Here is a 24,034-nt window from a genome sequence, read left to right on the forward strand (position 1 = left end):
AAAGGCCGTGCCCCGCCGTTGCCGAGCATGTCAATACACAACGATCAGGCCATTCGACTTCGTGCCGAAGTCCCCTTCGAGCTGGGCGGCCAACGCCTCGACCAGGTCGCCGCACAACTTTTCTCCGAACATTCGCGCTCGCGCCTGGCCGCCTGGATCAAGGACGGGCGCCTGACCGTGGACGGCGCCGTGCTGCGTCCCCGCGACACCGTCCATGGCGGCGCCCTGCTCGAGCTGGATGCCGAGCAGCAGGCGCAGGGCGAGTGGGTCGCCCAGGACATCGAGCTGGACATCGTCTACGAGGACGAGCAGATCCTGGTGCTCGACAAGCCGGCCGGGCTGGTCGTGCATCCGGCTGCCGGGCATGCCGACGGTACCCTGCTCAATGCGCTGCTGCACCATGTGCCGGGACTGGTCAATGTGCCGCGCGCCGGCATCGTCCATCGCCTGGACAAGGACACCACTGGCCTGATGGTGGTGGCCAAGACCCTGCAGGCGCAGACCCGGCTGGTCGAGCAGTTGCAGGCGCGCAGCGTCAGCCGCATCTACGAGGCCATCGTGATCGGTGTGATTACCTCCGGCGGCAAGATCGACGCGCCGATCGGTCGCCACGGCCAGCAGCGCCAGCGCATGGCGGTGGTCGAGGGCGGCAAGCCGGCGGTCAGCCACTATCGCGTGCTCGAGCGCTTCCGCGCGCATACCCATACCCGTATCAAGCTGGAGACCGGGCGTACCCACCAGATCCGCGTGCACATGGCGCATGTCGGCTACCCGCTGGTGGGCGATCCGCTCTATGGCGGGCGTTTCCGTATTCCGCCGGCGGCCAGCCAGACCCTGGTGCAGTCGCTCAAGGAGTTCCCGCGCCAGGCCTTGCACGCACGCTTCCTCGAACTGGATCATCCGCTCAGCGGCGAGCGTCTGAAATGGGAGGCGCCGCTGCCGGACGATCTCGTCTGGCTGTTGACGCTGCTGCGCCAGGACAGCCAGGCATTCGTCGGATGAGCGCCTGGCTGACGCCGGACTGGCCTGCGCCGGCACGCGTGCGCGCCAGCGTGACGACCCGCGAGGGTGGCATCAGCGCTGCTCCCTTCGATACCCTCAATCTCGGCGACCATGTCGGGGATGAGCCGGCGGCCGTTGCCGAGAACCGTCGGCGGCTGCGGGCCGGCCTCGGTTGCGAACCCGCCTGGCTGCGTCAGGTGCATGGCGTGGACGTGGTGCCGGCCGATCCGGCGCTGAGCCCCGAGGCCGATGCCAGCTGGACCGAGCGGACCGGTGTCGCCTGCGCGATCCTCACGGCCGACTGCCTGCCGGTGTTGTTCTGCGACCGCGCCGGCACCCGGGTGGCGGCGGCCCATGCCGGCTGGCGAGGACTGGCCGGTGGCGTGCTGGAGTCGACCCTCGATGCCCTGGCCGTGGTGCCGCGGGACGTGCTGGTCTGGCTCGGACCGGCCATCGGTCCGGCGGCCTTCGAGGTCGGTCCGGAGGTGCGTGCGGCCTTCCTCGAGCGGCATCCGCAGGCGGCGACGGCCTTCGGGGCGAGCCGCAACCCGGGCCGCTTCATGGCCGACCTCTACCGGCTGGCGCGCATTCGCCTGGCCGCTCGCGGCGTCGAGGCCATATACGGCGGCGGCCTCTGTGCCTTCAGCGACGCGCGCTTCTACTCCTACCGCCGCAGCCCCCGCACCGGTCGCTTCGCCAGTCTGGTCTGGCTGGCCTCCTGATCGGCGCCGTTCGCCGCATGGCGCCGGCGCTCCTGCCGATACCCTCGGTGCTGACGCGGATCAATTCCGCGACCTTGAATCCCCGCTAATCATCCTTATCTATGCTTCATCTCGGCAGGCCCCTACGGGCTTCAGGCGCCCTCATCGCGCCGGCCTGCTCCTTACCGAAAGGATGACTTCATGCGAATCGACCGATTGACCAGCAAACTGCAACTTGCCCTGTCCGATGCCCAGTCCGTGGCGGTCGGTCTCGATCATGCCGCCATCGAGCCACTGCACCTGATGCAGGCGCTGCTCGATCAGCAGGGCGGTTCGATCCGGCCGCTCCTGATGCAGGTCGGCTTCGATATCAACGGCCTGCGCCAGGCGCTGAGCCAGGCGCTCGAGCAACTGCCCAAGCTGCAGAACCCCACCGGTGACATGAACCTGTCCCAGGACCTGGCAAGGCTGCTCAACCAGGCCGACCGCCTGGCCCAACAGAAGGGCGACCAGTTCATCTCCAGCGAGCTGGTGCTGCTCGCCGCGCTGGACGGCAGCACTCGCCTGGGCAAGCTGCTGCTCGATCAGGGCGTGTCGAAGAAGGCCATCGAAAATGCCGTCAACAACCTGCGTGGCGGCCAGGCGGTGAACGATCCGAATGCCGAGGAGTCCCGCCAGGCGTTGGACAAGTACTGCGTCGACATGACCGCGCGAGCCGAGGAGGGCAAGCTCGATCCGGTGATCGGCCGCGACGACGAGATCCGCCGCACCATCCAGGTCCTGCAGCGTCGGACCAAGAACAACCCGGTGCTGATCGGCGAGCCGGGCGTGGGCAAGACTGCCATCGTCGAGGGATTGGCCCAGCGGATCATCAACGGCGAGGTGCCGGACGGCCTCAAGGACAAGCGCCTGCTGGCCTTGGACATGGGCGCGCTGATCGCCGGCGCCAAGTTCCGCGGCGAGTTCGAGGAGCGCCTGAAGGCGGTGCTCAACGAGCTGGGCAAGCAGGAAGGGCGGGTCATCCTGTTCATCGACGAGCTGCACACCATGGTCGGCGCCGGCAAGGCCGAGGGCGCCATGGATGCCGGCAACATGCTGAAGCCCGCCCTGGCGCGCGGCGAGCTGCATTGCGTCGGTGCCACCACGCTCGACGAGTACCGCCAGTACGTCGAGAAGGACGCCGCGCTGGAGCGCCGCTTCCAGAAGGTCCTGGTGGACGAGCCGAGCGAGGAGGACACCATCGCCATCCTCCGCGGCCTCAAGGAGCGCTACGAGGTGCACCACGGGGTGACCATCACCGACGGTGCGATCATCGCTGCGGCTAAGCTGTCGCACCGCTACATCACCGACCGCCAGCTGCCGGACAAGGCCATCGACCTGATCGACGAGGCGGCCAGCCGCATCCGCATGGAGATCGACTCCAAGCCCGAGGCGCTGGATCGCCTCGAACGCCGGCTGATCCAGCTGAAGATCGAGCGCGAGGCGCTGAAGAAGGAAACCGACGAGGCGACCAAAAAACGTCTGGCCAAGCTCGAGGAGGACATCGTCAAGCTCGAGCGCGAGTATGCCGACCTCGAGGAGATCTGGAAGTCGGAGAAGGCCGAGGTACAGGGCTCGGCGCAGCTCCAGCAACAGCTCGAGCAGGCCAAGCTGGACTTGGAGGCGGCGCGGCGCAAGGGCGACCTGAACCGCATGGCCGAGCTGCAGTACGGCCTGATTCCCGAGCTGGAGCGCAAGCTGGCCAGCGTCGACACGGGCGAGCCGCGGGAAAACCAGCTGCTGCGCAACCGTGTCACCGACGAGGAAATCGCCGAGGTGGTGTCCAAGTGGACCGGCATCCCGGTGGCCAAGATGCTCGAAGGCGAGCGCGAGAAGCTGCTGAAGATGGAGGAGTTGCTGCACCAGCGGGTGATCGGCCAGCACGAGGCGGTGGTCGCCGTGGCCAACGCGGTGCGGCGCTCCCGTGCTGGCCTCGCCGACCCGAACCGGCCGAGCGGCTCCTTCCTGTTCCTCGGCCCGACCGGGGTGGGCAAGACCGAACTGTGCAAGGCGCTGGCCGAGTTCCTCTTCGATACCGAGGAGGCGCTGGTACGCATCGACATGTCCGAGTTCATGGAGAAGCACTCGGTGGCCCGGCTGATCGGCGCCCCTCCGGGGTACGTCGGCTACGAGGAGGGGGGTTACCTGACCGAGGCGGTGCGTCGCAAGCCCTACTCGGTGGTGCTGATGGATGAGGTGGAGAAGGCCCATCCCGACGTGTTCAACGTCCTCCTGCAGGTATTGGAGGACGGCCGTCTGACCGACAGTCACGGGCGTACCGTGGACTTCAAGAACACCGTGGTGGTGATGACCTCCAACCTCGGTTCGGTGCAGATCCAGGAACTGGCCGGCGATCGCGAGGCCCAGCGGGCGGCGGTGATGGATGCGGTGAGCCACCACTTCCGGCCGGAGTTCATCAACCGCATCGACGAGGTGGTGGTCTTCGACCCGCTGGCCCGCGAGCAGATCGCGGGCATCGCCGAGATCCAGCTGGGGCGTCTGCGTCGACGCTTGGTCGAGCGCGAACTGAGTCTCGAACTCTCCGCCGAGGCCTTGGATAAGTTGATCGCCGTCGGCTACGACCCGGTGTATGGCGCCCGGCCGCTCAAGCGGGCGATCCAGCGCTGGATCGAGAACCCGCTGGCGCAGCGGATCCTCGCCGGCCAGTTCGTCCCTGGCGCGAAGATCTCCGCCCGGGTAGAGGGCGACGAGATCGTCTTCTCCTGAGTCGCGCTTCTCGCTCTCTCCCCCTTGGGGAGAGAGCGAAAATAAGTGATTGCTGCAAAAAGCATTTTCAAGGGTTGACAGGGGCGTCTAGAGCCGTAAAATGCGCGCCACTGCAACGGCGATGGGGTTCCAGCGTCGCGGCAGGCAAGAAGCGATGAAAGTTCCGCGATAGCTCAGTCGGTAGAGCAAATGACTGTTAATCATTGGGTCCCTGGTTCGAGTCCAGGTCGCGGAGCCAGCTTTCAGACGGGGTATAGCGCAGTCCGGTAGCGCGCCTGCTTTGGGAGCAGGATGTCGGGAGTTCGAATCTCTCTACCCCGACCATAGCTTCACATCGTATATGGGTCGTTAGCTCAGTCGGTAGAGCAGTTGGCTTTTAACCAATTGGTCGTAGGTTCGAATCCTACACGACCCACCACTTCCTAAAATCACCTTTCATGCCTGGAAAGGTTCGATTCTAAGCTTAATCATCAGATTTTTGATTTCTGCAGCGCCTGAAGACCTTCTTCCGGTGCGCTTTCGTGCGTCCAGGTTTTTGTTCGACCGATCCGTCGAGTCGAGTCGTTGGCATCCCGGCACTGCGGATTGCCGTGTGGGTTGCGAGGCGGGGGAGGCCTTGCGGGCCGGTCGGCCCGCAAGGTCGGGAAGGACTTAGTGCAGCTTGAGGCGGGGCACGGTGCTACTGCGGAAGCGGTCGCCCACCATCATCATCAGGGTGCGGAAGGTGCCGTACAGCGCCATCTGGTGCATCCGGTAGAGCGAGATGTAGAACTTGCGGGCCAGCCAGCCCTCCAGGGTCACGTCGCCGGTCAGGTTGCCCATCAGGTTGCCGATCGCCGAGAAGCTCGACAGGGAAATCAGCGAGCCGTGGTCGCTGTAGCGGTACTCGAGCAGGGGCTTGTCTTCCTGGAGCTTGCGATAGATCGACTTGGCCAGCAGTGCGGCCTGCTGGTGGGCGGCCTGGGCGCGCGGCGGCACGGGGCGGTCGGTGCCCGGCTGCGGGCAGGAGGCGCAGTCGCCGAAGGCGAAGATATCGTCGTCGAGGGTGGTCTGCAGGGTCGGGCGCACCACCAGCTGGTTGATACGGTTGGTTTCCAGACCATCCAGGTTTGTGAGGAAGGCGGGAGCGCGAACGCCTGCGGCCCAGACCATGAGGTCGGCGGAGACGAACTGGTCGTCCTTGGTCCTCAAGCCTTCCGAGGTCACTTCGCTGACGGCGGTGTTGGTGAGTACGCGGACGCCGAGGCTTTCCAGGGTGGCATGGGCCGAGCGGCTGATCCGCTCGGGCAGGGCGGCCAGGACTCGCGGGCTGGACTCGATCACGGTGATGCTCAGGTTTTCCGGCGGGATGCGCTCTAGGCCATAGGCAACCAGTTCCTTGGAGGCATGGCGCAGCTCGGCGGCCAGTTCGACGCCGGTGGCGCCGGCGCCGACGATGGCGACGTTGACCTGATGGCTGTCATTGTTGCTGGCATGGGCGCGCAGGTAGTGGCTGAGCAGCAAGCGACGGAAGCGCTCGGCCTGGTCGCGGCTTTCCAGGAAGATGCAGTTCTCGGCGGCACCGGGCGTGCCGAAGTCGTTGGTGGTGCTGCCGACGGAAATGACCAAGGTGTCGTATTCCAGTTCGCGCTCGGGCAGCGGGGCGCGGTCCTCCAGCGCCGGTTGGGCGGCCAGGCGGATGCGCTTGTTGGCCCGATCCAGCCCGCACATGCGGCCGAACTGGAATTCGAAGTTGTTCCACTTGGCCTGGGCGACGTAGTTCAGTTCGTCCCCGGTCGAGTTCAGCGAGCCGGCGGCGACTTCGTGGAGCAGCGGTTTCCACAGGTGGGTCATGTTGGCGTCGACCAGGGTGATCTTCGCCTGATAGTTCCTGCCCATGGTTTTGCCAAGGCGGGTTGCGAGTTCCACGCCGCCGGCGCCACCGCCGACGATTACGATGCGATGAGTCATGTCTAAAGTCTCATAAGGCCAGAAAAAACGGGGTAGGGTCGCGGGGGCGAGCGCGAGGCAGCTCAGAGCGCCAGACGACCCAGAATACGGCTCAGCAGGCCCAGACAGGCGACCACGGTCAGCACGATCAATGCGAGGCGCCAGGGGCGGAACGGCTGGCGTTCCACCTGATGCTGCGGGGCGCTCAGGTAGTCATCGACGCGTTGCTGATCATCGGGGCTCAGACGGCTCGGCATGCGGGGCTCGATATTCTGCAAAAACTCTTCCGCACAGCATCCCGGGGTGACCGAAATGCTCGCTGGATTGTTGACGTGAATCATAACTCCTTGTGCCGCTCGGCTGGCAAGATGTCTTTTGGTTAAAATTTTCAATGTGGCGAAAGTTCGCATCACGGAACGATGCCAAGCTTGAGGGACGCCTCAAGAGCTGCCTCCCAAAGGCGCATCCGAATGAGCCCGCGCGGTGGGCCGGATTGCCGCCTGCTTCAAGCCTGCTTTCTGCGAGTGAGGCTGCGTCCGGTGTAGACTTTGTCGCCCGCGCCCCGGAGTTTCCGATGTCCGTTCGCCCCATCATTCCTGCCGATCATCCGGCCTTGCTGGCGCTGTGGCGGCGCACGCCGGGCCTGCAGCTGCGTAGCGAAGACGACTTCGAACCCTTTTGTGCCTATCTCGAACGCAATCCTCGGTTGAGCCTGCTGGTCGAACTCGACGGGCGGATCGTCGCTTCGCTGCTGGTCGGCCACGACGGCCGTCGCGGCTATCTCCAGCATCTGGCGGTGGACGAGTCCTGCCGCGGTCGCGGTTTCGCCCGGGCGCTGCTGGACGAGGCGCTGGCCAGGCTGGCGGGGCTGGGAATCGACAAGTCCCATGCCTTCGTCCTCCGGGATGCGCCGCAGGCGCTGGCCTTCTGGGAGGCGCAGGCGGACTGGGAGGGGCGCGGCGATATTCAGGTCTATTCCTCACGGAGGAGCAACGAGTGAGATTATTCGCCGGTATCGTGCTTTGCCTGGCGTCGTTCTGGGCGCAGGCGCTCGAGGTGGGCGAGCGGCTCGTCCCCTGGACCCTGCTGGACCAGCATGAGCAGGCCTACAGTCTGAGCGAGGAAACCCGCATCCTGCTGGTCGCGCGCAGCATGGATGGCGCCCGGCTGGTCGAGGCGGCGCTCAAGGCGCGGCCGCAGGGCTACCTGGAGGCGCGCCAGGCGGTGTTCGTCGCCGACATCAGCCGCATGCCTTCGCTGATCGCCCGCCTGTTCGCTGTGCCGGCGATGCGCGATTATCCCTATCGCGTGCTGCTCGACCGCGACGCCCGCGTCGCTGCCCGCTACCCGGGCGATCCGGCCAAGGTGCTGTGGCTCGACTTGGAGCAGGGGTGGTTGAGGGCCCGGCGCGAGTTCGGCGATGCCGGCGCGCTGTCCGCAGCCCTCGAGCAGGCGAGGCCGTGATCGCTGCCGATCTACTGGCGTCCAGTACCCAGCTGATCGGCGGACTGTTCTATCTGGGGCTCATGCTCCATGCCATCTGGCGTGCGCCCTGGCTGGAGCTGTTCAGCGACAGTCGGCGCCAGCATCTGCTGTTCGGCACGATCCTGGCGCTGTTCCTGCTCTGGCTGGTACGGCGCGATTTCGTTTCCGGGCTGTCCTTCCATTTCATCGGCATGACCGCGGTGACTCTGTTGCTCGACTGGCCGCTGGCGATGCTCGCCGGACTGGCCGCGCAGGTCGGGCTGCTGCTTCTGGGACGTCAGGACCTGGCGGCGCTGGGCGTCAACGGCCTGCTGCTGGTGGCGATTCCGGTCTCGATCACCGAAGGCTGCGCCCTGCTGGTCGAGCGCGCGCAGCCGCGCAACCTGTTCGTCTACATCTTCTGCTCGGGCTTCTTTCCGGCTGCGCTGAGCGCCCTGGCCTGCCTGCTGGCCGGTTTCGGTGTGCTATGGATGGATGGCCGCTACGAAATGCCGCCGTGGCTGCTGGATTATCTCGGCTATCTGTGGCTGGTGATGTTCCCCGAGGCGTTCATCAACGGCGCGGTGGTCAGCGGGCTGGTGGTGTATTGCCCGGAGTGGCTGGAAACCTTCAACCGCAGCCGCTACCTGCAGGCGCCTTGGAAGGACGACGAGCCGCAGTGATCTGCACTCGTGCAGGATGTCGATGCCGCATGGGTAGGGCGGGTGCAACCCACCGGAAATGGCAAGGGCCGGCCGCGAAAGCGGCGGGTTTCACCCCCCTACGGATCGCCTGAGGCAAGTCAATGGTCACGTGGCGGCAGATCCCCGGAAAACAGTTCGTCCTCGAGATTTTCGCCGGGAATCGCGTGTTCTTCGGCTGCCCAGGCACCCAGATCGATGAGTTTGCAGCGTTCGCTGCAGAACGGCCGGTGCGGGCTTTGCGGACCCCACTCGACCGGCGCCTTGCAGGTGGGACAGGTTACCGTCAGGGGTTGCTTCATGGCTGGCCTCCGCGCAGGGTCAGGTAGAATCGGTGCAGGCGTTCGACCTCGCCGTGCAGCCAGGGCAGGTCGCGGTCGTTCACCAGCACGTCGTCGGCATGGCGCCGGCGTTCCTCGCGGCTGGCCTGGGCCTTGAGGATCGCCTCGATCTGTTCCCGGTCGGCTCCGTCGCGTTGCATGGCACGCTCGAGCTGCAGGGATTCGGGAACATCGACGACCAAGATACGCTGGGTCATCGTGTGCTGGTCGGTTTCCACCAGCAGCGGCGACTCCAGAATGGCATAGGGCGAGGAGGCCTGCTCCAGGCTGGCCAGAATCTCCTGGCGGATCAGTGGGTGCAGCAAGCGCTCCAGCCAGCGGCGCTCCTCCTCGCTCTGGAACACCCGCCGGCGCAGGGCGGCACGATCCAGATTGCCGTTCGCCAGCAGGATCTCCCGGCCAAAGTGCCCGACGATCTCCGTCAGCGCCGGACGACCGGGCTCCACCACCCAGCGTGCGGCCTGGTCGGCATCCACCACATGAACGCCGAGAGCGCTGAAATGCCGGGCGGCGGCGCTCTTGCCGCTGCCGATACCGCCGGTCAGGCCGAGAATCCAGGGTTTCATGAGCGCTCCCCATGCCGAAGTGCCGTGCTAGATACCGCGTTGCCGGCGGATATGCAACGCTTCGCAGTTTGCGTAGGGCGGGTGTAACCCGCCGGAAATGCCAAGGGCCGACCCGAAAACGGCGGGTTGCACCCGCCCTACAGGCCGGCAAACTGCAGATAGGTTCCGACGATCTGCTCACCCCAGAGCAGGGCGATCCAGCCGGCGATGGCGAGGAAGGGGCCGAAGGGGATCGGCGTGCCGCTTTCGGCCTTGCGCAGGCGCAGGATGGCGATTCCCAGCACGGCGCCGACCAGCGAGGAGAGCAGGATGGTCAGCGGCAGGATCTGCCAGCCGCCCCAGGCGCCGAGCATCGCCAGCAGCTTGAAGTCGCCGTAGCCCATGCCTTCCTTGCCGGTAAGCAGCTTGAACAGCCAGTACACCGACCACAGGCTGAGATAACCGGCGACCGCGCCCCAGAGGGCGTCCTCCAGGGAAACGAACAGCCCGAAATTGTTGAGGATCAGCCCCAGCCAGAGCAGCGGCAGCACCAGCGAGTCCGGCAGCAACTGATGGTCGTAGTCGATCAGGCTCATGGCCAGCAGGCCCCAGCCGAGCAGCAGCATGGCGCCGGCCTGCCAGTCGAGGCCGTAATGCCAGGCGACATGGGCCGAGAGCAGCCCGCAGGCCAGCTCCACCAGCGGGTAGCGCGCGCCGATCGGCGCCTTGCAGGCCGAGCAGCGGCCGCGCAGGGCCAGCCAGCCGAGCAGCGGGATGTTCTCCCAGGGCTTGATCTCATGGCCGCAGTGCGGGCAGTGCGAGTGGGGCAGCAGCAGGTTGAATATCTCGCCCGGCGCCTCGCCGGGCAGCTCCAGCACCTCCCGCGCCTGCGCCTGCCAGTCGCGCAGCATCATCTTCGGCAGGCGATGGATCACCACGTTGAGGAAACTGCCGACCACCAGGCCCAGCAACGCCGCACAGAACGCGAAGGCCGGCCCGGGACCGGCGAGAAGATCGTGAATGGACATGTTCAGACCACGGCCCCCAGCTGGAAGATCGGCAGGTACATGGCGATGATCAGGCCGCCGACCAGCACCCCGAGCACCGACATGATGATCGGCTCCATCAGGCTGGTCAGGCCGTCCACCATGTTGTCCACTTCGGCTTCGTAGAAGCTCGCCACCTTGTCGAGCATCTCGTCCAGTGCGCCGGACTCCTCGCCGATGGCGGTCATCTGGATCGCCATGGTCGGGAAGGTGCCGGTAGTGCGCATGGAGAAGTTCAGCTGCATGCCGGTGGTGACGTCGGCCTTGACCTTGTCGGTGGCGGTGCGGAACACCACGTTGCCGGTGGCGCCGGACACCGAGTCCAGCGCCTCGACCAGCGGTACGCCGGCGGCGAAGGTGGTGGACAGGGTGCGGGCGAAGCGGGCGACCGCCGACTTGTAGAGGATGTCGCCGACGATCGGCAGCTTGAGCAGGGTGCGGTCCGTCCAGTCGCGGAACTTCTCCGAGCGCCGGTGCGCCTGCTTGAGGCTGAAGGCCGCGATGAACATCCCAAACAGTATGTAGTACCAGGACGCCTGCAGGCTCTCCGACAGGCCGATGACCATCAGGGTGAAGGCCGGCAGCTCGGCACCGAAGTTGGCGAACACCGACTGGAACTGCGGCACCACCTTGATCAGCAGGATCGCCGTGACGATCATCGCCACCACCACCACGGCGATGGGGTAGTTCATCGCCTTCTTGATCTTGGCCTTCAGCGCCTCGGTCTTCTCCTTGTAGGTGGCGACCCGGTCGAGCAGGTTTTCCAGGGCGCCGGCCTGCTCGCCGGCGTCCACCAGGTTGCAGTAGAGGTCGTCGAAGTACTGCGGCTTCTTGCGCAGGGCGCTGGCGAAGCCGTTGCCGGCCGCCACTTCCTGCTTCACCTCGTCGACCAGCGTGCGCATGTTCGGGTTGTCGAAGCCCTCGGCGATGATCTCGAAGGACTGCAGCAGCGGCACGCCGGCCTTCATCATGGTCGCCATCTGCCGGGTGAACAGGGCGATGTCCATCGGGGTGATCTTCTTGCCGGCGCCGAACAGCGAGGCGGATTTCTTGCGCACCTTGAGCGGATTGATGCCCTGCTTGCGCAGCTGCGCCTTGACCAGCGCCGGATTCTGCCCGCTCAGTTCGCCCTTGACCTTGGCGCCGCGCCGGTCGGTGCCCTCCCAGGTGAACACACTGGTCTTTAACGCTTTTTCCGCCATGTTGGGCCTGCCATCGAATTATCTGGATTTGCGAACCGCTTCGCGTCGGGCGGGTGAAACCCGCCGATTGTTGGCGCGGGACCTTTGCCGTGTCTGGCGGGTTTCACCCGCCCTACAAATCTGCTTGTCGTAGGAGCCAGCTTGCTGGCGATCCGTTGCCCGCGCGCCAGCATCGCCAGCAAGCTGGCTCCTACGGGGTGTGTGGCCTGTTCCGGGGAGAGGGCGCTGGAGGGCGCCACGCCTGGATCGCCGCCGCCGCGAGCGGGTATTTCGTGAACATGCGCTAGTCCTTGGTGACGCGGTTGACTTCTTCCAGGCTGGTGACGCCCTGCATAGCCTTGAGCAAGGCCGAGGCGCGCAGGTCGTTGAAGCCGTCGGTGCGCATCTGCCGGGCGATCTCGATGGAGTTGCCGTCCTCCATGATAATCCGCTGCAGGGCCGGGGTGTTTTTAACCACTTCATAAATGCCGACCCGGCCCTTGTAGCCGCCGTTGCAGTTGTCGCAGCCCACCGGGGCGTAGAGTTTGAAGGTGCCGATGCGCGCCTCGGGAAAACCCTCCTCGAGCAGCGCCTCGCGGGGAATCTCCATCGCCTTCTTGCAGGCGCACAGCTTGCGCGCCAGCCGCTGGGCAATGATCAGGTTCACCGAGGTGGCGATGTTGAACGAGGGCACCCCCATGTTGCGCAGGCGGGTCAGGGTTTCCGCGGCGCTGTTGGTGTGCAGGGTGGACATCACCATGTGGCCGGTCTGCGCAGCCTTGATGGCGATCTCGGCGGTCTCCAGGTCGCGGATCTCGCCGACCATGATGATGTCCGGGTCTTGGCGCAGGAAGGCGCGCAGCGCCTGGGAGAAGTCCATGCCCTGGCGCGGGTTGACGTTGACCTGGTTGATCCCCTCCAGGTTGATCTCCACCGGGTCTTCCGCGGTGGAGATGTTCACCTCCGGGGTGTTGAGGATGTTCAGGCCGGTGTACAGCGACACCGTCTTGCCCGAGCCGGTCGGGCCGGTCACCAGGATCATCCCCTGCGGCTGGCTCAGCGCCGCCAGGTAGAGCGCCTTCTGCTCCGGCTCGTAGCCCAGCGCGTCGATGCCCATCTGCGCGCTGGAAGGGTCGAGAATCCGCATCACGGTCTTCTCGCCCCACAGGGTCGGCAGGGTGTTGACCCGGAAGTCGATGGCCTTGGTCTTCGACAGCTTCATCTTGATCCGGCCGTCCTGCGGCTTGCGCCGCTCGGAGATGTCCAGCCCGGCCATCACCTTGAGGCGCGCGGCGATCTTCGGCGCCAGCTGCACCGGCGGCTTGGCCACCTCGTGGAGGATGCCGTCGGTACGGAAACGCACCCGGTAGCTCTTTTCGTAGGGCTCGAAGTGCAGGTCGGAAGAACCGCCGCGGATCGCATCCAGCAGCATCTTGTTGACGAAGCGCACCACCGGCGCGTCCTCGGCACCGCCGTTCGGCTCGCCCTCGTCGTCCTTCTGGGTGGCCGCCTCGGTGTCCAGGCCGTCCAGGTCGGCATCGCCGAGATCGTCCAGGCCCATGCCGGCGCCCTCGAAGTACTTCTCGATGGCTTCGCCCAGCTTGTCGTCCTCGACCAGCACGGCCTCGGTGTTCAAGCCGGTGCCGAAGCGGATCTCGCGGATCGCCTCGTGGTTGGTCGGATCGGAGATCGCCACGAACAGCCGGTTTCCGCGCCGCCAGAGGGGCAGGGCGCGGTGCTGGCGGATCAGCTTCTCGCTGACCAGGTCCCGGGGTTGGCTCTCCTTGTCCAGCGTCTTGAGGTCGAACAGGGCGATGCCGAACTGCTCGGCGGCCAGCTCCGCCAGCGGCCGGCTCTTCGCCAGCTTGTTCTGTACCAACCAGGTGATCGGCGAGGTCTGGTTGCGCTGCGCCTGCACCTGCGCCTGCTGGGCGGTCTTCTCGTCGATCAGTCCGGCCAGCACCATCTGCCGCGCCAGGCCGGGGAGGGAAACGTCGTTAGTCATCGAATGGGCGGCTCTCTGTGCAATGGGAAGATGACTGGCTGCTGCCGAGGTGCTCCGTCAGCCTTGCGCTCCCTCCTCTAGGGGGAGCCCCTTTAAAAGGGAGAGCGGAGAAAACTTTTCGACCAATGCAGGCTATTTGCCATGGCAGTAATGGCCTGCCTTATAACCCAGTTGCCAAGCTCTGCCAAATGCACGAAGAGCAAGTGACAAAAAATGTCAGGAGTTGGCGGATTTGGGGTTGGTATTTTGTAGTGAATAGTCATGCAGGGTATTGGAGTCGCTAAAAAGTTCGGACACTTTGTCGCATAGGTAAGTCTGGTTTTGTGATGCGATTCTCATCGGAAGAAGTTGGCGAGGAGTGGTGATACATGTCATTTCTTGGTTGAAAGTCCAGCAATGGCGGGGCTTGCAGTGGTTGTTGATAAGGCACGGAGAGACGTGAAAGCGGGATTTCTCCAAGTTGAATCGAGAAAGGCTGGCACATCGCCTGCAACGACTGCGGCAGGTCAGAAACAACGCCTGAACACTTCAAGGAGATATTTGATGAAAGCTCAAATGCAGAAAGGTTTTACCCTGATTGAATTGATGATCGTGGTGGCGATCATCGGTATTCTGGCGGCTGTGGCGCTGCCGGCCTATCAGGATTACACATCCCGATCCAAGATCACTGAAGTCATGTTGCAGGTCGATAGCTGCAAGAGTGCTGTATCCGAGTTCATTCAAGCGAATGCTGCTTTCCCTGCTGATGCAGATGCGGCTGGTTGTAACTCGACCGTGTCGACTAAGTATATGGCTGCGGGTATGGCTGTTGATGTCGCTACGGGGACTATTACTTCCGGTGCTGTTCAAAACGTCGCTACTGGAGCAGACACCTTTCATATTATTCTGCAGCCGACTACCGATGCTGCACGTACAACTGCGATGAGTGCTGCCAGCGATACTATAATGGGCTGGTCGTGTGGTACTGATGCGGCAGCGACGGATTTCAAATATTTCCCGGCATCCTGCCGTCAGACTGTCCTGGGCGGTCTGTAATTAAGCCTTGTTAGGGGGGGTGAAGCCCGCGTTGCTTTGACAGCGCACTCGGCATGCTGGCGGGTTTCACCCCTTACGGACTACGAACGCCCCGCCCTCATGCGGGGCGTTCGCGTTCTACGGTAGCCATCATTGGACTTGCCTTAATTCGGGTTATCTGGAGTTTCATCTGGAATGGTTCTGTCGAAGCCAATCAATCGCTGGAGCGCCTTCGCACTTCATCTTCTGCTCAGTTTAGCGATTCTTGCCCTGTCGATATCGGTTGCGTTGTTATGGCTCTTCCCGGGCGGGCTGTTCCAGGCCGCCGGCGGTTGGGAAGGGCTGAGAATCGTCGGTGCGGTCGATCTGGCGCTCGGTCCCTGCCTGACCCTGATCGTGTTCAATCCGCAAAAGCCCCGGGCGGAGCTGGTCCGGGATCTGTCGTTGATCGCCCTGGTGCAGGTGCTCGCGCTAGGGGGGGGAGCCTGGCAGGTGGCTAATGCTCGTCCGCTGGCGGTGGTGCAAGTGTTCGACACCTTCTATGTGCTCAACCGGGAGGATTATCGCCAACTGAATGTCGCGGAGGGTGAGTTGGATCGGCTGTCAGGATGGACACCGAAGTACTTCTACGTGGAGGTGCCGGAGAACCCCGTGGAGTTCGTGGTTCAGCATACGCTGGGCCAACTCACCGGCGAGAAACCGCTCCAGCAGCGCATGGACCTGTACCGCGAGCTGACGACCGACCGCCAGGGTCTGGAAAAAATCCTCCACGGCGCCATCTGGAATGAGCAGGACGGCTGCTTTCGCGTGGATATCGAGTCGTCTTATCGCCGCGGTTCGATCTGCTTCGACCCGCAAACGCGGCGGATGTCGGATTTCGTGCCGGAGCATTCGTAGCCTTGTAGGGCGGGTGAAACCCGCGCGGTTATCGGCAACGCCATCGGCATGACGGCGGGTTTCACCCCCCTACAGGGTACGGAAGGCGTTCTTCACAACTGCAAGCGCATCGACAGATCGACCGCCTTGATGTCTTTGGTCAGGGTGCCGAGGGAGATGTAGTCCACCCCCGTCTCGGCGATCTGGCGCAGGTTGCCGTCGTTGATGCCGCCGGAGGCTTCCAGTTTGGCGCGGCCGGCGGTGCGGCGCACGGCGGTGTGCATGTCCTCGAGGCTGAGTTCGTCGAGCATGACGATGTCGGCGCCGGCGGCCAGGGCCTGGTCGAGTTCCTCCAGGTCTTCGACTTCGACTTCCACCGGCTTGCCGGGGGCGATGCGCCGGGCCGCGGCGACCGCCTCGGCGATGCCGCCGCAGGCGGCGATGTGGTTTTCCTTGATCAGGAAGGCGTCGAACAAACCGATGCGGTGGTTATGGCAGCCGCCGCAGGTGACCGCGTATTTCTGCGCCAGGCGCAGGCCGGGGAGGGTCTTGCGGGTGTCCAGCAGGCGCACCGGGGTGCCCTCGACCAGGTCGGCGTAGCGACGGCAGCGGGTGGCCACGGCGGAGAGGGTCTGGAGGAAGTTCAGGGCGCTGCGTTCGCCGCTGAGCAGGGCGCGGGCCGGGCCTTCCAGGCTGAACAGCAGCTTGTCGGCATCGACCCGCTCGCCGTCGACGACCTCCCAGTGCACGGCGACGCGCGGGTCGATCTGGCGGAACACCTCGTCGACCCAGGCGCGGCCGGCGATCACCGCGGGCTCGCGGGTGATGACCCGGGCGCGGGCCTGGCGTTCCTCGGGGATCAATTGTGCGGTGAGATCGCCGCTGCCGATGTCCTCGGCCAGGGCGCGGCGGACGTTCGCCGCGATTTCGCCGCTCAAGTCGGCAAGGATGAGGTCTGGCATGGGGGGCTCCGGCAGGGGGGATGCGCCCGATTATAGGGGGGATGGGACGGTCCGGGGAGCCTGTGTCGGGGGCGTGGAGGGTGGGGAGGGTGGGCGCCGCGACGGGCCGTCGCTTGGCCCGAAGGCCCGGCTGCTCTAGAGTGTCGGCTGTTTTTAGGAGAGCCGCATGCAGTTCGACCCCTCCACCGGCTGGTGCCACGGCATTCGCCATTGCCCGTCGCCGAATTTCAATGCCCGCCCGCAGGGCGAGATTTCTCTACTGGTGATCCACGGCATCAGCCTGCCGCCGGGGCAGTTCGGTACCGGCAAGGTGCAGCAGTTCTTTCGCAACGGCCTGCCGGCGGACGAGCATCCCTATTTCGCCGCCATCGCCGCGCTGCGGGTGTCGGCACACTTCTTCATCGAGCGCGACGGCGCGGTCACCCAGTTCGTTTCCTGTCTGGAGCGTGCCTGGCATGCCGGGCAGTCGTGCTTCGAGGGGCGCGAGAACTGCAACGATTTCTCCCTGGGCATCGAGCTGGAGGGCACCGACGAGCTGCCCTACAGCGACGCCCAGTACGCCAGCCTGACGACCCTCACCCGGCTGCTGCAGCAGGCCTATCCGGCGCTCGACGTCCGGCGCATCTGCGGCCATGCCGATATCGCCCCCCAGCGCAAGACCGATCCGGGGCCGGCCTTCGACTGGACGCGCTATCGCACGGCGCTGTCCGACTCTGGAGATATGCAATGACGTTTCTGGTGCTTCTGCTGGCGCTGCTGGTGGAACGGTTCTCCCGCTGGCGCCTGCGCCTCCAGCAGGACATCTTCTGGCTGCGGCTGCTGGACCGGGTCGAGATGGACCCGGACCTGGCCGACGATCCGCGGCGGGCGCTGTTTCGTCTGGTGCTGCTGCCGGTGCTGGCGGTGGGCGTGCTGCTGGCGTTGCTGTCGCTGCCGTTCTACGGCTGGCTGGCGTTGCCGCTGCATGTCTTGGTGCTGATCTACAGCCTGGGGCGCGGCGATGTGCTGAACGAGCTGCAGCCGTTCCGCGAGGCCTGGCGGCGTGGCGACGACGAGGCCGCCTGTCTGGCGGCCGAGTGCGACCTGGCGGTGGAGGCCGAGGAAAGCCGGTCGCTGCTGCGGCGGGTGCAGGGCTACCTGCTGTGGCAGGCCTATCAGAGCTTCTTCGCGGTGATCTTCTGGTACGCCCTGCTCGGCCCCGTGGCGGCACTGGCCTATCGCCTGCTGGCGCTTACCTGCGAGCACACGGCGCAGCCGCTCCTGCGCGAACGCTCGGTGCGGCTGCGCCACCTCTGCGACTGGCTGCCGGCGCGCGCCCTGGCCCTGAGCTTCGCCCTGGTCGGCAATTTCGTGGCGGTGTTCCGCGTGTTGCTGCGCTACCTGCCGAACCGCGAGGTGCCGGCGGCGAAACTGGTGATCGAGGCCGGGCGTGCCGCCGACGAGGGCCTGGAGGCAGCGGTGCTGGCCGGCGAGGCGGGGGTGGCGACCCTGGACGAGCTGTGGCAGCTTCTGGTGCGCGCCGGGATGCTCTGGTACGTGGTATTGGCGCTGGCGATCCTGTTCCTCTGAGCGTCAGATCCATGATCTGCTGCGTTCGGCCATGCGGCGTTGAGCTTTCGTAGGGCGGGTGAAACCCGCCGTTGTTCAAGGCGACGACGATGTCGAAACGTGGCGGGTTGCACCCCCCTACGGGTTTGAAACCGGCCTCAGTCGGTCCAGCCGAACAGTTCGCAGGCGTTGCGCGTGCTGGCTTCGGCCAGGGTCTCTGGCGCGATGCCGATGAGCGCGGCAATCGCCGTGCAGATTTCCGGCAGGTATTCCGGGCTGTTGCGCACGCCGGGGTGCATCGCCGGCGCCATGTCCGGGGCGTCGGTTTCCAGCACCACGGACTCCAGCGGCAATTCGGCGACGACCCGGCGCAGGCGGTTGGCCTGGGGCCAGGTCGGCGCCCCGCCGAGGCCCAGGCGGAAGCCCAGCCTCAGGTATTCCCGCGCTTCCTCCCGGCTGCCGGCGAAGGCATGGACGATGCCGGCGCGGCTCAGGCGAAAGCGCTTGAGGGTGGCGATGGTCGCGGCATGGGCGCGGCGCACGTGCAGCAGCACCGGCAGTTCCAGCTCCGCGGCCAGGCGCAGCTGGGCCTCGAACAGCGCCTGCTGGCGGTTGCGGTCCAGCTCCGTCAGGTAGTAGTCGAGGCCGAACTCGCCGACCGCGCAGAGCCGTTCCTCGCCGCGCAGGCGCCGCAGCCAGGCGCCCAGCTCCTCGATATCGCCGGCGGCGTGGCGCTCCAGATACAGCGGATGCAGGCCGAAGGCGGCGTACAGGCCGGGCTCGGCGCCGGCCAGATCCCACACCCGCTGCCAGTTCGCACGGTACACCCCGGCCAGCACCTGGCGGCCGACGCCGAGCGCCCGGCAGCGGGCCAGCACGGCGGCGCGGTCGGCGTCGAAGTCGGGGAAGTCGAGGTGGTTGTGGGTGTCGATCAGCCGCACGGGCAACGGACTCCTACGCTTGCTCGCAGCGGATCTTCAGGGTCCGCGGGATGGCCTCGACGCCGGGCAGGTAGTCGTTCCCCTCGATGGCGCGCAGGGTCCAGTCGAGCACCCGTTCGGCGATCCGGTCGAACTGCTGGGAGATCGCATTGACCCGCAGCGGCACGAAGTCCAGCAGCTGGGCGTCGCCGAAGGTGGCCAGGCGCAGCCCGGCGAACTCCGTTGCCGGGTAGTCGCGCAGGGCCTCGAAGACGCCTTCCAGCAGCACGTAGGAGGTGGTCACCAGGGCGTCCGGCCGGTCTGCACTGTGCAGCAGGGCGCTCATCTGCTGGTAGCCGCAGGCCCGGCTGAACTGCTCGGCGTGGTGGACGCTGACCGTCCCGCCGAAGCCCTCCAGGGCCTGGCGGAAGCCCTGTGCGCGGGCCTGGCTGATCGGCAGCTCGGAGCGTGCGTCGAGCAGGGCGATATGCCGCGGCGGCGGGGCGAGCAGGCTGGCGGTGAGCTGGGCGCCGGCCTGCCGGTCGTCGCTGACCACCGAGCGGATGTGCGCGGGGTCGAGGGCGCGGTCGACGGCGATCACCGGCAGTCCGCCCTCGACCAGATTGCGGTAGAGCGGATCGTCCTGCGGCAGGCAACTGGCGACGATCAGCGCGTCGCAGCGCCGCGAGCGGAACAGTTCGAGCAGCTGGCGCTCGCTGGCCGGGTCGTCGTCGGAGCTGGCGATCAGCAACTGGTAGCCGGCGGCGCGGGCGCCCTGTTCGAGCAGCTTGGCCAGGCGTGCGTAGCTGGGGTTCTCCAGGTCGGGGAGGATGAAGCCCAGGCAGCGGCTCTGCCCGCGGCGCAGACCGGCGGCCTGCTGGTCGAGGAGATAGCCGTGGCGTTCGACCACCGCCAGCACGCGTTCCACGGTAGCTGGGCTGATGCGCCGCTGGGCGGCCTGGCCGTTGATCACATAGCTGGCGGTGGTGACGGACACTTGGGCCAGGCGGGCGATGTCGCTGAGTTTCAAGGTTGGGTCCTGGGAAATGCCATGACGGCAGGGCTTCAAGGATCACCCATTATCGGGTAACGTGCCAGTCCTTGTGATGAAACGATTCAGCATGCGACCCGCCGACTATCCTTATTTAAAGGATGGTCGGGGTCGCCCGCGCTCGACGGTGGCTCTTGCCAGAACCAGAACAATTAGGAGATTTCCATGCTCGAGTTGAATGCCGCGCAGATCCGCATGGGCCGCAACGCGCCGGACAAGCAGGCGGCGCTGGCGCTGCTGGCCGAGGGCCTGGTCGACGACGGCCTGGTGGAGTCCGGCTACCTCGCCGGCATGCAGGCCCGCGAGGCTCAGGGCTCGACCTACCTCGGCCAGGGCATCGCGATTCCCCACGGTACCCCGGAAACCCGCGACCAGGTGCTGCGCACCGGCGTGCGCCTGATCCAGTTCCCCGAGGGCGTGGACTGGGGCAACGGCCAGCGGGTCTTCCTGGCCATCGCCATCGCCGCCCGCTCCGACGAGCACCTGCACCTGCTGCAACTGCTGACCCGCGCCCTCGGCGAGGGCGATCTCAGCCAGGCGCTGCGCGAGGCCCGCGAGGCCGAACAGATCGTCGCGCTGCTGCAGGGTGCGCCGCGCGAACTCGCCCTGGACAGCCAACTGATCGGCCTGGGCGTGGCCGCCGAGGATTTCGACGAGCTGGTCTGGCAGGGCGCGCGCCTCTTGAAGCGGGCCGGCTGCACGGTCTCCGGCTTCGCCGCCAGCCTGGTGCAGAGCCAGCCGCTGCCGCTGGGCGAGGGGCTCTGGTGGCTGCACAGCGAGCAGAGCGTGGAGCAGCCCGGACTGGCCTTCGTCACCCCCGGCCAGCCGCTCACCCTGCACGGCCAGCCGCTGGCCGGGCTGTTCTGCCTGGCCAGTCTGGGCGAGGCGCACCGCCAACTGCTCGAACGGCTCTGCGACCTGCTGATCGAGGGGCGCGGCGCGACTTTCAGCCAGGCCACCTGCAGCCGCGCCGTGCTGGAGGCCCTGGGCGCCGAGCTGCCGGACGACTGGCCGAGCCGGCGCGTCGTCCTGGCCAACGCCCACGGTCTGCACGCGCGCCCGGCCAAGGCGCTGACCGAGGTCGCCCTGGCCTTCGAGGGCGAGATCCGCATCCGCCTGGCCGGCGAAACCGGCCGCGGGGTATCGGCCAAGAGCCTGAGCAAGCTGCTGGCCCTCGGTGCGCGGCGCGGTCAGGAGCTGGAATTCAGCGCCGAGCCGGCGATCGCCGCCGATGCCCTGGCGGCCATCGAGGCCGCCGTGCTGGCCGGCCTCGGCGAGAGCATCGAGCCGCTGGCGATGCATGGCGAGGCGCCGTCCCCCGAGGCGGCGGCCAGCGCCGCTGCCAATCCCGTCGCCCGCCCGCAGGCGCCGGCGGCAGGGGCGCGCCTGCAGGCGGTCGCCGCCGCGCCGGGCATCGCCATCGGTCCGGCGCTGGTGCGCACGCCGCTGGAGCTCGACTATCCGCAGCGCGGCCAGGGCATGCTGATCGAGCTGCAGCGCCTGGACAGCGCGCTGGCGCAGGTCACCGCGGACATCCAGCGGCTGATCGACGGCAGCGAGGAAACCAACATCCGCGAGATCTTCATCACCCACCAGGCGATGCTGCGCGACCCGGCGCTGCGCGAGGACGTCACTGCGCGCCTGGCCGACGGGCTCAGCGCCGAGGCGGCCTGGAGCGTCGAGACCGAGGCGGCGGCGCAGCAGCAGGAAGCCCTCCACGATGTGCTGCTCGCCGAGCGCGCCGCCGACCTGCGCGACATCGGCCGGCGGGTGCTGGCGCACCTGTGCGGCGTCGAGGCGCCGAGCGAGCCGGAGGAGCCCTACGTCCTGGTGATGGACGAGGTGGCGCCTTCCGACGTGGCCAGCCTCAACCGCAAGCGCGTGGCCGGTATCCTCACCGCCCGCGGCGGCGCTACCGCGCACAGCGCGATCATCGCCCGCGCCCTGGGGATTCCCGCCATCGTCGGCGCCGGCGAGGGGGTGCTGGCGCTGGCCCAGCGCACCCTGCTGCTGCTCGACGGCGACCGCGGTGTGCTGCGCGTCGCGCCGGACGCCCAACTCCTCGAACAGGCTCGGCGCGAGCGCGAGGCCAACCGGCTGCGCCGCGAGCACGCCCATGCCGAGCGCCTGCTGCCGGCGGTGACCCGCGACGGCCACGCGGTGGAGGTGGCGGCGAACATCGGCGCCAGCGCCGAAAGCGCCGAGGCGGTCGAGCTGGGCGCCGAGGGCGTCGGTCTGCTGCGCACCGAGCTGGTGTTCATGGACCATGCCGAGGCGCCCGACCGGCACGTCCAGGAAGCCGAATACCGCCGCGTGCTCGACGGGCTCGGCGGGCGGCCGCTGGTGGTGCGCACCCTGGACGTCGGCGGCGACAAGCCCTTGCCCTACTGGCCGATGCCGGCGGAGGAAAACCCCTTCCTCGGCGTGCGCGGCATCCGCCTCAGCCTGCAGCGCCCGGACATCCTGGAAACCCAGCTGCGCGCCCTGCTGGCCTCGGCCGACGGCCGGCCGCTGCGGATCATGTTCCCGATGGTCGGCGGCGTCGAGGAATGGCGCATCGCCCGCGACCTGACCCTGAGCCTGCGCGAGGAACTCCCGGTCGCCGACCTGCAGCTCGGCATCATGGTCGAGGTGCCCTCGGCGGCGTTGCTGGCGCCGGTGCTGGCCCGCGAGGTGGACTTCTTCAGCATCGGCACCAACGACCTGACCCAGTACACCATGGCCATCGACCGTGGCCACCCGACCCTCTCGGCCCAGGCCGACGGCCTGCATCCTTCGGTGTTGCGACTGATCGGCATGACCGTCGAGGCGGCCCATGCCGAGGGCAAGTGGGTCGGGGTGTGCGGCGAGCTGGCCAGCGACATGCTCGCCGTGCCTCTATTGGTCGGCCTGGGGGTGGACGAGCTGAGCGTCTCGGCCCGCTCCATCGCCCTGGTCAAGGCGCGGGTGCGCGAGCTGGACTTCGCCCACAGCCGCACCCTGGCGCAGCGGGCGCTGGCGCTGGAGAGCGCCGGTGCGGTGCGCGACCTGGTCGGGGAGACGCACTGATGGCGCGCATCCTGACCCTGACCCTGAATCCGGCGCTGGACCTGACCCTGCGCCTCGACACCCTGCAGCCGGGCGCGGTCAACCGCGGCCAGGCGCTGATCAGCCATGCCGCCGGCAAGGGGTTGAACGTCGCCCAGGTACTCGCCGACCTGGGCCACCGGGTGACCGTCGGCGGCTTTCTCGGCGCGGCCAATGCCGCGCCCTTCGAGGCGCTGTTCCACCGCCGCGGCTTCCTCGACGTCTTCGTCCGGGTGCCCGGGGAAACCCGCAGCAACGTCAAGCTGACCGAGCGCAGCGGACGGATCACCGACATCAACGGGCCGGGGCCGCTGGTCGAGGCCGAACACCGCGACGCGCTGCTCGAGCGTCTGGAGCCGATCGTCGCCGGGCACGACGCCGTGGTGGTCGCCGGCAGCCTGCCGCAGGGCGTCGACCCGGCCTGGCTCGCCGTGCTGCTGCGCCGGCTCAAGGCCTGTGGCGTGCCGCTGGTGCTGGACAGCAGCGGCGCGGCCCTGCGCGCCGGCCTGGCGGCGGCGCCCTGGCTGGTCAAGCCCAACGAGGAGGAACTGGCCGAGGCCCTCGGCGTCGCCGCGAGCGAGCTGCCGGGCGCGGCGCTGCGCCTGCGCGAGCAGGGCGTCGAGCATGTGCTGCTGTCGCGCGGCGCCGCCGGGGTCAGCTGGTTCGGTCCGGGCATCGCGCTGGAAGCGCGGCCGCCCCGGGTCGAGGTGCTCAGCACGGTGGGCGCCGGCGATTCGCTGCTCGCCGCGACCCTGCACGGCCTGCTCGAAGGCTGGCCGGCCGAGCGCAGCCTGCGCCTGGCCACTGCCATCGCCGCCCAGGCGGTCACCCAACTGGGCTTTGGCATCCCATGATCGGGAACAGCTGGCGCGCCTGGAAGCGGGTGTGACGGTCACGTCGTTGGCTTGATACGACA

The 24,034-nt window shown here is 67.0% G+C and carries 21 protein-coding genes, 3 tRNA genes and 1 pseudogene; 15 read left to right on the forward strand and 10 right to left on the reverse strand.

The annotated features are described in order from the left end of the window. Positions 1-27: 27 nt before the first annotated feature. From rluD to BMY22_RS11930, 6 genes are all read left to right on the forward strand, one after another. Positions 28-1,002: a 23S rRNA pseudouridine(1911/1915/1917) synthase RluD gene (gene rluD / locus BMY22_RS11905; protein ID WP_090622266.1), complete on the forward strand. Its 975-nt coding sequence runs from the start codon at positions 28-30 to the stop codon at positions 1,000-1,002. Beyond that, entirely contained in the window at positions 999-1,724 is a 726-nt protein-coding gene (gene pgeF / locus BMY22_RS11910) for a peptidoglycan editing factor PgeF (RefSeq protein ID WP_090622190.1), read from the forward strand. Before rluD ends, pgeF begins: the two co-directional genes overlap by 4 nt. 180 nt (positions 1,725-1,904) lie before the next feature. Continuing rightward, positions 1,905-4,469 (forward strand): ATP-dependent chaperone ClpB, encoded by a 2,565-nt coding sequence (gene clpB, locus BMY22_RS11915; protein ID WP_090622192.1) that lies wholly within the window; start codon positions 1,905-1,907, stop codon positions 4,467-4,469. 162 nt (positions 4,470-4,631) lie between these two features. Next, positions 4,632-4,707: transfer RNA gene (locus tag BMY22_RS11920), tRNA-Asn, on the forward strand. Between the two features lie 9 nt (positions 4,708-4,716). Beyond that, positions 4,717-4,793: transfer RNA gene (locus tag BMY22_RS11925), tRNA-Pro, on the forward strand. Between the two features lie 18 nt (positions 4,794-4,811). Next, positions 4,812-4,887 (forward strand) — tRNA-Lys (locus BMY22_RS11930). A 233-nt stretch (positions 4,888-5,120) separates the two neighbouring features. Here BMY22_RS11930 and BMY22_RS11935 read toward each other — a convergent pair. Both BMY22_RS11935 and BMY22_RS11940 read right to left on the reverse strand, forming a co-directional pair. Further along, the gene (locus BMY22_RS11935) at positions 5,121-6,419 is read right to left on the reverse strand and encodes an NAD(P)/FAD-dependent oxidoreductase (RefSeq protein ID WP_090622193.1); all 1,299 of its coding nucleotides are present in this window, start codon (positions 6,417-6,419) and stop codon (positions 5,121-5,123) included. 62 nt (positions 6,420-6,481) lie between these two features. Beyond that, a complete protein-coding gene (locus BMY22_RS11940) occupies positions 6,482-6,655 on the reverse strand; it encodes a DUF3094 family protein (RefSeq protein ID WP_090622267.1) in 174 nt (57 codons plus the stop codon). A 317-nt stretch (positions 6,656-6,972) separates the two neighbouring features. Between BMY22_RS11940 and BMY22_RS11945 the strand changes: the two genes are divergently transcribed. The 3 genes from BMY22_RS11945 to BMY22_RS11955 are packed head-to-tail and all read left to right on the forward strand — an operon-like array spanning position 6,973 to position 8,545. After that, positions 6,973-7,398: a GNAT family N-acetyltransferase gene (locus BMY22_RS11945; RefSeq protein WP_090622195.1), complete on the forward strand. Its 426-nt coding sequence runs from the start codon at positions 6,973-6,975 to the stop codon at positions 7,396-7,398. Beyond that, positions 7,395-7,862 (forward strand): FAD/FMN-containing dehydrogenase, encoded by a 468-nt coding sequence (locus tag BMY22_RS11950; RefSeq protein WP_090622197.1) that lies wholly within the window; start codon positions 7,395-7,397, stop codon positions 7,860-7,862. Before BMY22_RS11945 ends, BMY22_RS11950 begins: the two co-directional genes overlap by 4 nt. Beyond that, positions 7,859-8,545: an energy-coupling factor ABC transporter permease gene (locus tag BMY22_RS11955; RefSeq protein ID WP_090622198.1), complete on the forward strand. Its 687-nt coding sequence runs from the start codon at positions 7,859-7,861 to the stop codon at positions 8,543-8,545. The genes BMY22_RS11950 and BMY22_RS11955 overlap by 4 nt, the downstream gene beginning before the upstream one ends. Before the next feature lie 119 nt (positions 8,546-8,664). Here the strand turns inward: BMY22_RS11955 and yacG are convergent, their stop codons facing one another. The 5 genes from yacG to pilB all read right to left on the reverse strand — a co-directional run bounded on the left by yacG (position 8,665) and on the right by pilB (position 13,681). Next, complete coding sequence (yacG, locus tag BMY22_RS11960) at positions 8,665-8,865, reverse strand: DNA gyrase inhibitor YacG (protein ID WP_090622201.1); 201 nt, start codon at positions 8,863-8,865, stop codon at positions 8,665-8,667. After that, entirely contained in the window at positions 8,862-9,470 is a 609-nt protein-coding gene (gene coaE, locus BMY22_RS11965; RefSeq protein WP_090622202.1) for a dephospho-CoA kinase, read from the reverse strand. Before coaE ends, yacG begins: the two co-directional genes overlap by 4 nt. Positions 9,471-9,607: 137 nt before the next feature. Then, entirely contained in the window at positions 9,608-10,477 is an 870-nt protein-coding gene (locus BMY22_RS11970; protein WP_090622205.1) for a prepilin peptidase, read from the reverse strand. Positions 10,478-10,479: 2 nt separating this feature from the next. After that, positions 10,480-11,697 carry a type II secretion system F family protein gene (locus tag BMY22_RS11975; protein ID WP_090622207.1) on the reverse strand — a complete coding sequence of 406 codons (1,218 nt, stop codon included), beginning with the start codon at positions 11,695-11,697 and terminating at the stop codon, positions 10,480-10,482. A gap of 283 nt (positions 11,698-11,980) precedes the next feature. Further along, positions 11,981-13,681 carry a type IV-A pilus assembly ATPase PilB gene (gene pilB, locus BMY22_RS11980; protein WP_090622210.1) on the reverse strand — a complete coding sequence of 567 codons (1,701 nt, stop codon included), beginning with the start codon at positions 13,679-13,681 and terminating at the stop codon, positions 11,981-11,983. Between the two features lie 543 nt (positions 13,682-14,224). On the opposite strand from pilB, the gene BMY22_RS11985 reads away from it, so the two are divergent. Then, positions 14,225-14,716, forward strand: coding sequence for a pilin (locus BMY22_RS11985; protein WP_090622212.1), 492 nt, complete (start codon positions 14,225-14,227; stop codon positions 14,714-14,716). Between the two features lie 174 nt (positions 14,717-14,890). Continuing rightward, positions 14,891-15,592 carry a hypothetical protein gene (locus BMY22_RS11990; RefSeq protein ID WP_090622214.1) on the forward strand — a complete coding sequence of 234 codons (702 nt, stop codon included), beginning with the start codon at positions 14,891-14,893 and terminating at the stop codon, positions 15,590-15,592. A 92-nt stretch (positions 15,593-15,684) separates the two neighbouring features. On the opposite strand, the gene nadC is transcribed toward BMY22_RS11990, so the two are convergent. Next, on the reverse strand, positions 15,685-16,533 hold the full coding sequence (nadC, locus tag BMY22_RS11995; RefSeq protein WP_090622217.1) for a carboxylating nicotinate-nucleotide diphosphorylase: 849 nt from the start codon (positions 16,531-16,533) through the stop codon (positions 15,685-15,687). 166 nt (positions 16,534-16,699) lie between these two features. Here nadC and ampD point away from each other — a divergent pair, with 166 nt between their 5' ends. Next, positions 16,700-17,263, forward strand: a complete 564-nt coding sequence (gene ampD / locus BMY22_RS12000; protein WP_090622219.1) for a 1,6-anhydro-N-acetylmuramyl-L-alanine amidase AmpD — start codon at positions 16,700-16,702, stop codon at positions 17,261-17,263. Next, positions 17,260-18,102: a regulatory signaling modulator protein AmpE gene (ampE, locus tag BMY22_RS12005; RefSeq protein WP_090622221.1), complete on the forward strand. Its 843-nt coding sequence runs from the start codon at positions 17,260-17,262 to the stop codon at positions 18,100-18,102. The genes ampD and ampE overlap by 4 nt, the downstream gene beginning before the upstream one ends. Positions 18,103-18,239: 137 nt before the next feature. Here the strand turns inward: ampE and BMY22_RS12010 are convergent, their stop codons facing one another. After that, positions 18,240-19,022 (reverse strand): TatD family hydrolase, encoded by a 783-nt coding sequence (locus BMY22_RS12010; protein WP_090622223.1) that lies wholly within the window; start codon positions 19,020-19,022, stop codon positions 18,240-18,242. Positions 19,023-19,035: 13 nt separating this feature from the next. Then, entirely contained in the window at positions 19,036-20,031 is a 996-nt protein-coding gene (gene cra / locus BMY22_RS12015; RefSeq protein WP_090622225.1) for a catabolite repressor/activator, read from the reverse strand. Between the two features lie 186 nt (positions 20,032-20,217). Here cra and ptsP point away from each other — a divergent pair, with 186 nt between their 5' ends. Next, positions 20,218-23,100: a phosphoenolpyruvate--protein phosphotransferase gene (ptsP, locus tag BMY22_RS12020; protein ID WP_090622227.1), complete on the forward strand. Its 2,883-nt coding sequence runs from the start codon at positions 20,218-20,220 to the stop codon at positions 23,098-23,100. Next, a pseudogene (pfkB, locus tag BMY22_RS12025) lies at positions 23,100-24,027 on the forward strand (1-phosphofructokinase). The gene ptsP and the pseudogene pfkB overlap by 1 nt, the downstream one beginning before the upstream one ends. Positions 24,028-24,034 lie beyond the last annotated feature (7 nt).

This window comes from Azotobacter beijerinckii, from assembly GCF_900110885.1.
Lineage (GTDB): Bacteria > Pseudomonadota > Gammaproteobacteria > Pseudomonadales > Pseudomonadaceae > Azotobacter > Azotobacter beijerinckii.